This is a genomic window from Microcoleus sp. S36b_A4, from assembly GCF_036700645.1.
Lineage (GTDB): Bacteria > Cyanobacteriota > Cyanobacteriia > Cyanobacteriales > Microcoleaceae > Microcoleus.
Map to the genome: position 1 here is coordinate 38,518 of NZ_JAUBPI010000031.1, position 10,399 is coordinate 48,916.

Annotated in this window: 21 protein-coding genes; 13 read left to right on the forward strand and 8 right to left on the reverse strand. The window is 43.9% G+C overall.

Going from position 1 to position 10,399, the window contains the following annotated elements; translation table 11 throughout:
• The first annotated feature begins 6 nt into the window (after window positions 1–6).
• From QUA03_RS12455 to QUA03_RS12485, 7 genes are all read left to right on the forward strand, one after another.
• On the forward strand, window positions 7–243 hold the full coding sequence (locus tag QUA03_RS12455) for a hypothetical protein (protein WP_333212471.1): 237 nt from the start codon (window positions 7–9) through the stop codon (window positions 241–243).
• The gene (locus tag QUA03_RS12460) at window positions 240–713 is read left to right on the forward strand and encodes a hypothetical protein (RefSeq protein ID WP_333212473.1); all 474 of its coding nucleotides are present in this window, start codon (window positions 240–242) and stop codon (window positions 711–713) included. The genes QUA03_RS12455 and QUA03_RS12460 overlap by 4 nt, the downstream gene beginning before the upstream one ends.
• A gap of 88 nt (window positions 714–801) precedes the next feature.
• Window positions 802–1,074 carry a hypothetical protein gene (locus tag QUA03_RS12465; RefSeq protein WP_333212475.1) on the forward strand — a complete coding sequence of 91 codons (273 nt, stop codon included), beginning with the start codon at window positions 802–804 and terminating at the stop codon, window positions 1,072–1,074.
• A 49-nt stretch (window positions 1,075–1,123) separates the two neighbouring features.
• Complete coding sequence (locus tag QUA03_RS12470; RefSeq protein ID WP_333212477.1) at window positions 1,124–1,462, forward strand: hypothetical protein; 339 nt, start codon at window positions 1,124–1,126, stop codon at window positions 1,460–1,462.
• Between the two features lie 89 nt (window positions 1,463–1,551).
• Window positions 1,552–2,058 carry a hypothetical protein gene (locus QUA03_RS12475; RefSeq protein WP_333212479.1) on the forward strand — a complete coding sequence of 169 codons (507 nt, stop codon included), beginning with the start codon at window positions 1,552–1,554 and terminating at the stop codon, window positions 2,056–2,058.
• Complete coding sequence (locus QUA03_RS12480; protein ID WP_333212481.1) at window positions 2,051–2,173, forward strand: hypothetical protein; 123 nt, start codon at window positions 2,051–2,053, stop codon at window positions 2,171–2,173. The genes QUA03_RS12475 and QUA03_RS12480 overlap by 8 nt, the downstream gene beginning before the upstream one ends.
• A gap of 35 nt (window positions 2,174–2,208) precedes the next feature.
• Complete coding sequence (locus QUA03_RS12485; RefSeq protein ID WP_333212483.1) at window positions 2,209–2,595, forward strand: hypothetical protein; 387 nt, start codon at window positions 2,209–2,211, stop codon at window positions 2,593–2,595.
• Between the two features lie 8 nt (window positions 2,596–2,603).
• On the opposite strand, the gene QUA03_RS12490 is transcribed toward QUA03_RS12485, so the two are convergent.
• Window positions 2,604–2,807 carry a hypothetical protein gene (locus tag QUA03_RS12490; RefSeq protein ID WP_333212484.1) on the reverse strand — a complete coding sequence of 68 codons (204 nt, stop codon included), beginning with the start codon at window positions 2,805–2,807 and terminating at the stop codon, window positions 2,604–2,606.
• A gap of 116 nt (window positions 2,808–2,923) precedes the next feature.
• Here QUA03_RS12490 and QUA03_RS12495 point away from each other — a divergent pair, with 116 nt between their 5' ends.
• The 5 genes from QUA03_RS12495 (at window position 2,924) to QUA03_RS12515 (ending at window position 5,137) form a co-directional block, all read left to right on the forward strand.
• Window positions 2,924–3,088 carry a hypothetical protein gene (locus QUA03_RS12495; protein WP_333158236.1) on the forward strand — a complete coding sequence of 55 codons (165 nt, stop codon included), beginning with the start codon at window positions 2,924–2,926 and terminating at the stop codon, window positions 3,086–3,088.
• 65 nt (window positions 3,089–3,153) lie between these two features.
• A complete protein-coding gene (locus QUA03_RS12500; protein ID WP_333212486.1) occupies window positions 3,154–3,666 on the forward strand; it encodes a hypothetical protein in 513 nt (170 codons plus the stop codon).
• 68 nt (window positions 3,667–3,734) lie between these two features.
• Entirely contained in the window at window positions 3,735–4,124 is a 390-nt protein-coding gene (locus tag QUA03_RS12505; protein ID WP_333212487.1) for a hypothetical protein, read from the forward strand.
• Window positions 4,102–4,596 carry an HD domain-containing protein gene (locus QUA03_RS12510; protein WP_333212489.1) on the forward strand — a complete coding sequence of 165 codons (495 nt, stop codon included), beginning with the start codon at window positions 4,102–4,104 and terminating at the stop codon, window positions 4,594–4,596. The genes QUA03_RS12505 and QUA03_RS12510 overlap by 23 nt, the downstream gene beginning before the upstream one ends.
• Window positions 4,597–4,621: 25 nt before the next feature.
• Complete coding sequence (locus QUA03_RS12515) at window positions 4,622–5,137, forward strand: hypothetical protein (RefSeq protein WP_333212490.1); 516 nt, start codon at window positions 4,622–4,624, stop codon at window positions 5,135–5,137.
• A 20-nt stretch (window positions 5,138–5,157) separates the two neighbouring features.
• Here QUA03_RS12515 and QUA03_RS12520 read toward each other — a convergent pair whose 3' ends face one another.
• The 7 genes from QUA03_RS12520 to QUA03_RS12550 form a co-directional block, all read right to left on the reverse strand.
• Window positions 5,158–5,460, reverse strand: coding sequence for a hypothetical protein (locus QUA03_RS12520; RefSeq protein WP_333212491.1), 303 nt, complete (start codon window positions 5,458–5,460; stop codon window positions 5,158–5,160).
• 44 nt (window positions 5,461–5,504) lie between these two features.
• Window positions 5,505–5,999 carry a RipA family octameric membrane protein gene (locus QUA03_RS12525; RefSeq protein WP_333212493.1) on the reverse strand — a complete coding sequence of 165 codons (495 nt, stop codon included), beginning with the start codon at window positions 5,997–5,999 and terminating at the stop codon, window positions 5,505–5,507.
• Window positions 5,996–6,406: a TIR domain-containing protein gene (locus tag QUA03_RS12530; protein ID WP_333212495.1), complete on the reverse strand. Its 411-nt coding sequence runs from the start codon at window positions 6,404–6,406 to the stop codon at window positions 5,996–5,998. Before QUA03_RS12530 ends, QUA03_RS12525 begins: the two co-directional genes overlap by 4 nt.
• A 96-nt stretch (window positions 6,407–6,502) precedes the next feature.
• A complete protein-coding gene (locus tag QUA03_RS12535; protein WP_333212496.1) occupies window positions 6,503–7,024 on the reverse strand; it encodes a hypothetical protein in 522 nt (173 codons plus the stop codon).
• A 91-nt stretch (window positions 7,025–7,115) separates the two neighbouring features.
• Entirely contained in the window at window positions 7,116–7,250 is a 135-nt protein-coding gene (locus QUA03_RS12540) for a hypothetical protein (RefSeq protein WP_333212498.1), read from the reverse strand.
• Window positions 7,251–7,443: 193 nt separating this feature from the next.
• The gene (locus QUA03_RS12545; RefSeq protein WP_333212499.1) at window positions 7,444–8,241 is read right to left on the reverse strand and encodes a PEP-CTERM sorting domain-containing protein; all 798 of its coding nucleotides are present in this window, start codon (window positions 8,239–8,241) and stop codon (window positions 7,444–7,446) included.
• A gap of 146 nt (window positions 8,242–8,387) precedes the next feature.
• Entirely contained in the window at window positions 8,388–8,780 is a 393-nt protein-coding gene (locus tag QUA03_RS12550) for a hypothetical protein (RefSeq protein WP_333212501.1), read from the reverse strand.
• Window positions 8,781–9,024: 244 nt separating this feature from the next.
• Here QUA03_RS12550 and QUA03_RS12555 point away from each other — a divergent pair, with 244 nt between their 5' ends.
• Complete coding sequence (locus QUA03_RS12555; protein WP_333212502.1) at window positions 9,025–10,398, forward strand: P-loop NTPase fold protein; 1,374 nt, start codon at window positions 9,025–9,027, stop codon at window positions 10,396–10,398.
• Window position 10,399 lies beyond the last annotated feature (1 nt).

Below are 10,399 nucleotides of genomic sequence, written 5' to 3' on the forward strand. Positions count from 1 at the left end.
ATAACAATGTATCACGAATTACTCGAAAGATTAGCGCTTATACTAGCCAAAACAGAGGGCTGGGAAGTAGAAGATATTCATCCAGGCAATCCCAGAATGAAAGTGTATTTAAAGATGGCGGCATCCTGCTTGGGTGAAATAGACAATTATCTTGAAGAACAAGAAGTTGAATTCGGGGACTTGGAAGTTAATGCCAAGTATGATATGCCGCAATCAATGAATCAGGAGGAACAACAAACATGAATCAACCCAATCAATACGACGCCGTACTCGGTGGCAACAGCCCTGGGCCACGGCAAGGAAGCGCGGTTATGGGAATAGCGAACAGATACTCGGAACCGGAACACCGCCAATTTTGTTTGGACATGGCAGCAGCTCAGTTGCCAGTCAAGCATTATGATGGTCGCTTCTTGTGGTCTGGCCCGTCTGTAATAGTTGGCGACCTCCAAGATGTTCTCGGCGCAACTAAAGTCAAGTGCGTTTGGGATGAGGTGGGTTCTCGGTTTGTGGTGTATCCCAGAGCCTACAGCCACGGAGCGATCGCTCTCATGCGAAGTTTAGATGAGGCAGACATTCTCAGCATTTACTTTTTCGTGCAGGCAAGAAGGCAACCCCACAAAAGACTGGCAGAGAATTGCTTGAAAACTATCCATTCAGAATTGGGTTTAAAGGTGGAAATTTTAAAACTTATTACAACGGAGGGTGTTTCATGACTAAATACGTTCATTAATTCAGACATTTACTCAAGGTTTAGATGTCTTGCAGGTAGAATCCTTGCAACCAAAATGAGGAAAAAAATTAATGAAAATGACAGTAACTTGGGATACCTCCAAAGAACTGCCTGTGCCAACAGATGACGAACTAGAGTTCGTCGCAGGGTTGGCAATACAAGAAATGTACTCGCGCTTTGGAGAAAAAGGGGGGAGATTTCTTAGAGAAGGAGGTTACATATTTTGTGCTTGGCAGATTGGTTATAAAATAACCGAAGAGCAGTTTCCATTATTTCGGAAACTCTGCGAAGACAAGTGGAAGCTAATAATCCAGTACCTAGAAACCGAGTATCGAGTCCGCTAGTCGGTTATTTACTCGTAACACAATCAAACTTTAAGTAGGCACTATCTAAATGTTCGTAGCTCAATCCATCAGACAACCAGAACAGTTTTACTACGCTCATACTTTGTCGAGTGCTAGGCGCTGGAAAACGCGCAGGGGTGCTGACAATGCCATCGCTCAATACCCCAACAGTTACATAGTAATCGCAGAAGCGGAAATAGGTTCACCTGAACATCAAGAGCTGTTTCTGATAGCTCGCATCCAAGTAGAAAAAGCAGCAGAACAGGCTTATCGGAATCATAGTTCCGAGGCTTTCTCACCCGAATACCCTGACACTCATTTTGAAGAATTGGCGGTGCGGGCTTGGGAACGCTATCAGCAGCAGCGCTTGCAGGAGGCTGCGAGTTGAGTTTGTACGCCATCAGATTCAAAAAGGATACTCAAGTGCGCTACCCGCGATAAATTAGAAAATACTTCTTGGGTTAAAATGACAGATAGATGACAATAAACAAATCTATTCTTGAAAACTTGCAGGCGGTGATTGCTACAAAAGAGCTCAGGCTTGTTAATGGAGACAGCAATCGGTGGAATATTATCGATGCAAATGGAGTTATTTACGCGACGGTTGGCGAACGACTTTACGGGGGTTGGGAATATACTTTAGCTGAATCACTCGAACTATCAACACGGGACTGGATTGAAAAGCAAATAATTTTAGTGCTTTCTAGCGGCTTTTTCCTTCGCGTTAGGCAAGGAAGAAGCAACAAAATGTATTACGTTATCCGTTTAGGTACTAAAGAGAGTTACTTCTATGTTACAGAATTAACTAATGACTTTAAACTTGACATTAGCAACGAGATCCAAAACGCCAAGCAATTCAAAACCTCCGACAGTGCCTTGAGATTTATGTCGCGATATGTGACCCCCGGAATTCGTGGCGCTAATGTTTATAATCAATATGATGTTGCTATCGTAAAAATAGAACAAAGGAAAAAAAATGCCTAAAAATTCCTTGACATCCGAAAACTTAGAAAAATTACCAGTTCCTAATGGGTCAATTGAAGTGAACTATCAATGTACGGCGATCGTTCAGCAGCGGTTGCAGGAGGTCACAAGTTGAGCTTGTATGCCATCAGGTTCAGAAAGGATAGCAAAGTGCGCTATGCCACCGAAACGCAGGGAAACCCTGAGTACAACGCCATTGATTCGGCTACTTTGGAAGGAGCAAAGAAGTGGAAAACGGAACGGGGTGCCCAAAAGTATCTCGCATCTCATGTTTTGGTGGGACGGCAGGGTGAAAGAATCCAAGCCCGGTGGACTGAGATCGAAGTTGTGGAAATCTCACCGCAGCAACAATGGCATACCAATAATCCAGGCGTTATCAAAGAAGCCAAAGCTAAGTACGATAGCAAGCGCCCCGTGTTCTCGTTTCGCCCAAAACCTGAGATTTTAGAATGGTTAGAGAAGGAGCGATGCGAGGATGAAACCGATGCCGATTTGCTCAACCGAAAGCTGGGAAAGTTGATGAAGTTGGAAGAATGATCGAAGTGTCAGCTTTGTTTCTTTGCTTCACTTGCCCTCAGTTCCATCAATAATTGATACTTACCGATCAAATTATTGACTTTAGAGCTATCGATATTGGTGTGGGAGCCGACTGCATCACCTTGTCGCACCCTGCGGGCAATTATCTGCAAACTTTCTTGTAACTCTTGAATTTCAGACAACAATGTTGCTTTAACTATTTCCCTGTTCATAGATAACCTCACCTCTGAAAGCTCTACTGCCTGCTATTCTCCTAGTATAATAGAATTGGTTAGCGCTGATAAAGTTAGTTCCTTCTGCATGAGTTAACCTTAATACCCTGTCACTTATGGACGAACTAAACATCAAAAAACAGCTTAAAATAGAAATGAATGCTGCTTATAAAGCTTTCACAAAGAATCCGAGTGCTATCAATTATGTCAAGCTAGAAAGAGCCATGCTTAAATACCAAATGTACGACAAAAACCGAGCTCATTACGCAGCAGGTGGATAACAACACCGCACCAAACAGCAAATACAGCATCGACTCAATAAGTTAGCCCAACCTTAATTATTAGAATGAACAATCCAATTGAAACTACTGAAATAGAGGAATTCAAAGGATACTTGCAAGATTTAGCTGCTGTCATGAAAAAAGTACCGGGCAGAACGGATTGGAAGTACCGGGGTTTTGAGGAATTGGTTTTAGAGTGCGGAAGGGTGATGGAACCCAAACCGCTACCCAAAAACATCAAACAAGGTCAACCAAGACTTTGTTATGCCAATTGCCAGCGCTTAGTCTTAAAAAACCGCAGCCTCATTTACGTTGAAGGGTACGCAATGGCGGAAGGCGTGTCTATTCCGCTGCATCATGCTTGGCTGCTAGATGCCAACGGATACGTCATCGACCCGACTTGGCAACATCCCGGCTGTTGTTATTTGGGCATTCCCCTGGCGACATCGTGGGTAAAATCAATTTGGAATTCTCGAAAGCAGAAGGGACGCACTGATGAACTGAGCATTTTGCAGGGGAATTATCTCGAAGATTTTTCGATTTTCAAACAAGGATTCCCGGCGGAGGCTCTTGCTTAATTTTCCATTAGTTTAAGACCGTTGCCCATTAACTCAAATTATCAATCCACCAAAGAGGAAATGAAGAAATGACTAATTACATCAACACTATGGAGCTGGACGAGCTAACTCAAGATTTTTTATCCACTTTTCCTTCTCAGGTGCACATGGATTGGAGCGAGTGGCTTGAGAAAGCCGAAGCTTACGGGTTGAATGAGAATGAGATTGCTGAATTAGAGCAGTACCTTGAAAAGAGCGACCAGCTAACATCTCCTGTTACATTCGCAGGTCGGCGGTGGTGGTTGACTAAATCAGAGATTGGACATATTGAAGTGATTAAACAGTATTTCAGTGTCAATTGGGAAACAGAAGTTCTAAATAGAATGCAATCTAGAAGCTTGGGTGATATCAAGAAAGATTGGCAGTTAAAAGAAAGGAAGAAAAATAGTAAATATAATGAGCATCCCCAATCAAGCTAGAGAATTTGCAATTGTCCAACACGGCACTCAACAATACGGTGAGCATCCCTATTCCTATCATCTAGCTCGAGTATCTCAAGTGCTGAGCGAATTCGGTTATGCAGGCGATGAAGCGATTGCAGCAGCGGGATGGCTCCACGATACCTTGGAAGATACGCCAACAACTTATGAGATGCTGGTGTCCGAATTCGGGAAAGAAACGGCCGATATTGTGTGGGCTGTAACCAGTGAGCCAGGAGAAAACCGAGCAGATCGCTTCCGCAAAACAGCCTTAAAAATCCAGTCCAACAAAAAAGCTTTGATTGTTAAATTGGCTGATAGAATAGCTAACACCGAAGCTAGCCTCCAAAGCAATCCCAAACTCTACAAGATGTACGTCAAAGAGTTCCCGCTATTCAAAGAACTGCTGTACAATCCCCAGGATGTCGAGCTATTGCCCCTGTGGAACCGTTTGGAAAGCTCGAAGAAGTAAACCCAACATAACAGGAATTACAACGGTGAATACTCGAACTCAAACTATCTCAGCACAGCAGATAAAGGAATATTTAGAAAACGTAGTTGCTGCTGTCGAAACACCGCAGAAGAGAGCTAACTGGATGTACCAAAGGTACGAAGAATTGGTGCTGCGCTGCGGCTTCCCGATGGAACCGAAACCGTTGCCTCCAACCGTTGAAGCTGGCGTACCGAAGTTGGGTTACTGGAACTGCCAGCAATTAGCACTTGCCAACAGCAACCTCACCTACGCCGAAGGATACGCCCTTCATGCCGATGTTGGATTTCCAATTAGCCATGCTTGGTTGCTCGCACCCGATGGATATGCCATCGACCCAACTTGGGATACTCCCGGTTGCTATTTTGGAGTTCCGCTCTCTACAACCTGGGTGCAATCTGTTTTAGCAACGCGCACTCGCATGATGGATAACCTCAGCATATTTGAGGGCAATTACATCGAGGAATTCTCGCTGCTCAAAGAGGGATTGCCGAGTGATGCTTTTGCTAATTTATTGCGGTGAACTCAACTAAACGCTACGGGTTATCTATCGCTTGCACCGTTTCTTTGATGGTTCCACAGCAATTGTACGAGCAGTTGCAAGTGTTCGAGTTCGGGCTCGAAGCCACAACCTGCTTCCCAAGCCTCGGTTAAAGCTGCCCATTGTTCGGGAGTGTCGGGTTTTTGGCGCATGAGGGCGATGAAGTTGGTGGCGGTGCGCGCTTTTGCTGCATCAATCCCCAATTTTACCAGTTGCATTTCAAACGCGGGATGGCTGCTGTTGGCGAGGATGTCAGCGTAATCGGTGTCCAGCAAATCGATTTGTTCGAGTGGCGAGTCAGTCATTGGATGTATTGCGTGCGGTTGCGGTGTATCTATTATCACGCTCACTAATTTAAACCAAAATTTAAGTGTAAAACGTCACCTACATAAATAAGCAATCCTAAGTATAAAAAGGCAAACACAAACGGGACTCGTTTTTCAACAAACGTTAACTGCACGTACTTATCACGCCTATCTTTATTTTGTGTCAAAATTTCCCATTCTTTAGTGTAGCAAGGAAATGGCATTTGTTTTTCCATTTCGTTAATCACATCAAACTTGCTGGCGTTAAGTTTTTTGTAAGAAGCAATGTTCAAGTTCCATAAATAACACAGCATTATACCTAATAGCGAGGCAAAAACTATCAATATATTTTGGTAATCTGAATGGCTGCCTCGATTCGTCACTATAGACAGAAATGCTAAAAAACTAGACAGAAATGACATGTAGAAGTTACTAATCAAAACTCGGCGCGCACTTATTCTATCGGCCATTTCGACGCACAACTTATATTGTTCTAAAAAATGCGCTCGAAAACTATCTCCATATTCATCTGGCGTCATAAAGAATACCTCCGAATAGCATCAACAATTGAAGTTGTGTTCCAACCCACCATTTCACAAGCAGCATTTTGTACTGCAATGGGAATTCTTTCATTGCCCCAAGGTTTGATGCCAATGATTGGCTTATTCATCTCCTGGGCGATCTCAATTTCTCTTTGAATCCATTTCCGGTGTGCAGCGTACATACCGGAAATTATTATTACTGCCTGAGTAGGTCTAATTTGCAGAACCAGACCTTCATCTAATTGTTTGGTCGTTTTCACTAGAAGAGGTTCGTGTTCGGGAACGCTATAATTATGCCACAAAAAATGGTTGGCGTTCTTTAGCATCTCGACTAGCCTGTAGTAATCATCGTTGTGAATCCAAGCATGGCTTATGAAGAGGCGATAAACTCGTAAATCTGGCATAAATATAACCTCGTAAAGTGGCGTTTTCTACAATAAAAACTACTCCAATTGTAGCTCATTAAACTCATCATTGGATGTATTTTCGTATTTGATAGACTAGGAATTAGTCTGCTGTCTAGATTCCCAGCGATTTCTCCAAGTTTCGTTAAACTGGTCAACGGTGTAAGGTTCTGACGGCAATAATTCAGTTAAAGAGGAGTAGCAGCGATCGATTAGAAGCTCCTCCCATTTGTTTGCATACTCCAGGGATAAGGAATCGCCATCAGACCAATCCCGATGGTTCAACCCTGTTTTTAGATGGGAAAACTCCCGCCACTCGCGCTGTTCAAAAGGAAGTTTTAAGTCTTCAATTGCAGAGCGAATTGCACCGTAAGCGCGAGGCCCTTCCCCACTGTATCCAAAGGACGTACCCCACACATTGAGAACTGCTGTAATTTGACAAACTGAATTTGGTTCTCTAAAAAATGCGATGAAAGTGCTGGAACTTTCTGGATGTTCGCGGTACAAGTGTATAACTTTTAACACACTCTTGGGATTATCCCGCATCAGTTTTAAGATGGTGCCCATGCCGGCCGTAAAACCGGGAGGCGAAGGTATGACAAGATTAATTAGGCTCACGGTTGCTCCTGGATGTACAAAATATTCTGATGTTTTAGCCGTTCAATGACCAGAACGGTAAAAATAATTGAAGAACTAATCAACTTTAGCGTTACGCAAAAAGCTCAGCTTGCGGATAACCGAACTTAGCCAGTCGTAATTGCTGAACTGTGGCGCGACCCTCAGCGCGCTCGCCACACAGAGCACCCAAAGTAGGCAGCAGCAGAAACTCTCTTTGCGATCGCACACAGTCTCGGCGACCCCTGGGTTTTTTAGCTTACTATCCTGAAGTTGCCCTAAAAAATCAATTCTATGGATTTATTGATTTCTCTGCACAACTTCCTTACCAATCCCACCAACATATAAAACTTCGTGGTGTCGGTCGAACTGGCGATCGTAACTGATAAGTTGAGATTTAAACAATGTTGTCAAACCGTAGATTAACCTTGTGGCGTTGTTTTATGCTGCTGATTTGATTTCTTTCGTTTCAGCCATCCTCCCAAGGATAGACCTAGAGCGGAACCAAAGATGGTGATTGGTTCAGGTACACACTCAGGCTCACCAACGTCGGCGGTTTCAACTATCAACCTTGGTTGGATACCAGGAAAATTACCACCTCCCAGGGTGAGAGAACCCAGGTTCAAAGCACGGATGCCAAACCCAGCAAAAGTATCACCATTAGTAACTCGCTGATTAACAAATGGAGTCACGTCGAAGCTAAGAATATCACCAGGTGACGAGGATGAGATATCTACAGAACTTAAGAATACTCCCGCCTCAAAATCTGATGCTTCGACTGTTCCGTTTCCTACATAGCCGAAGATACCCAAACTACCAGGGTTAGTAGCGCTCACGCCAAGACCAAATGTTTGAAAAGTGTAAATCTCAGCCAGAAGAACAGCACTGCTAATAACTGTATTAGAGTCGAGAAACAAGCTGTTGATATTGAATTCGGCAAACTCTGCTGCTTCACCATCCGTTCCCCTCACAACAACATCAAAATTACCCGGAAACACCTCGTCTCCCAGCCCGTCGAAGCTATTACCATAGTAGTTAAAATCTATGACTTCAAAAGTGATAGCAGGTGCTAATGTAAATGTAGCTGCTTTAGCTTCTGTGTTTGATCCCAGTGCAAAACCTAGAGCGGTGCAAACAGAGGCAACGGCAACTTTGTGGTAGTGATTTTTCATGAAGATTAAATTACTTTCTATCGTAAACAACTTGACTGGAAAGCCCATTCAGTAATCAAGCTACCTAAATACTAGCTAGCTTACTTAAAAAATCATAATTCTTTATTCAACTTATTCAATCTTAACCAGAAAGTTAGGTGCATCAATGCTCTAGAAAGCGTAACGATCGCCATTATCAAAACAGAACCGTCGCCTCACACCGAATCATCCATCCATCCGCACTCCGAACAATCCCAATGAACAGGTGGCTGTTCGTACTTGGGAAACGGGAGCTCACAGTGGGGACACCGACCAGTAAACAAAGGATGAGTGTCCAAAAGTTCTAGCTGCTCTTCCAAAGTCCACCGCTGCCTCGGTTGCAAGATAAGTTCGCCGTTGTAGTAGCTTGCACCTTCGGGTTCCCACAATTCCTCCGATGCGGTGTTGGGGTTTTCTCGAAAATCTAGGCAAGTGTCCGCGTTAGGGCCCGTGGGATGGACGGCGCAGACGAGGTGCGGGTTGCGGGCAAAGAGGAGACAGCGGTCGCACTCGGGGAGTTTGGGCATGGCGGGGCGCGTTCGGTTGGGTTTGGGTTTAGTTTGGCTCAAAATTGTGGTAGCTGGTGTTGTGTAGCTTAGGCTCCTATTAGTTTTCTTGATATTTCAATACCAAGAATTCGGACAGTTTTTAGGCTGTAATTTCAAGCCTTTGGTTTCCTGTTGGCATTGCGATTGCTCAATTATCCCAAAACCATTATCATACGGTTGGCAATCAAAATCTGTCCGAAGAGTTGTAATGTAAAAACATTTTCAATTCGTCCCCAGCCAAATACATTATATTCTTACCTCAAGTATGGACTTACAAAATTTTTTTAATGCCTGCAACCCCAGCCGCAGCCTCTTCCTGAGCAATCCAGAAGACCGACTGTACTATATTGATTTTGCTGCGGTGAGGGGAGCGAAAATAATCGAAGCTCTAAAACGGACTATTACCAAACTCACTCCCAACCAACCAACCTGTCAGTTATTTACCGGACACATCGGCTGCGGTAAATCTACCGAACTGTCGCGTTTAAAAACCGAATTGGAAGCAGAAGGATTTCACGTTGTTTACTTTGAATCTTCTGAAGATTTAGACGAAACTGATATCGACGTTACAGATATTATCCTGGCAATTTCTCGCCAGGTACTTGCAAGCTTGGATTCCAGTCAGATTGAGGTGAAACCTCAAGGTTTTAAAGCCTTTCTCTCAACAACGTGGGAGTTTTTACAAACTCCGGTCGAAGTAACTGTTGAGGGCCAAATTTTGGGCAATAAAATTAAGGGCAGTACGGAGGGAAATTTAGAATTTTCACTGCTGGGCGATCTGGCCAAGATTACAGCGAAAACTAAAGACAGTCCCGATTTGCGCCGCAAACTGCGGCAATATTTAGAACCCCAAACCAATAAAATTTTGCAATTGCTCAACGATGAAATCTTAAAAGAGGCTAACGATCGACTAAAAAAGTGCGGTCAAAAGGGCTTAGTCGTGATTATTGACAATCTAGATCGAGTGGAGAACCGGCGCACTGCTTCAGGCAAGATGCTGCCAGAGTATTTGTTTATTGAAAGAGGCGAACAGTTGCGAAAACTGAATTGTCATTTGGTCTATACAGTACCGCTAGCACTTATTTTTTCTAATGATGGCGAAACCTTGAAAAATCGTTTGGGTGGGGGAGTTAACCCGAAAGTGCTGCCAATGGTTCCGGTACAAGACAGAGATGGTTCGGAGTGTTCGGAAGGAATGGCGCTGCTGCGGCAGATGGTAATGGCAAGAGCTTTTCCCGACGTTAAGCCGCAGGATCGATTAAAATTAATTACAGAAGTTTTTGATAGCCCAGAAACCTTAGATAGGCTGTGTCGCGTTAGTGGCGGCCACGCGCGGGAGCTGTTGGGAATGCTCCACCGATGCCTGCAAGAGGAAGATCCGCCGTTTTCCGCAGCCGTTTTAGAAGTAGCGATCCGCGAAAATCGCGATCGCGTATCTCTATCAATTGACACTGAAGAATGGGATTTGCTTTTTCAAGTAGTTCGGGAGCAGCAAGTTAGGGGAGATGCAGCATATCAAACTCTAATTCGGAGTTTATTTGTATTTGAATACTGCGACAGCAAAGGTAAGTGGTTTGGCATCAATCCGCTTTTAGCAGAAACAGAAAAATTTCAAGCTTGGCAGCAGCAAAATAGTTAAT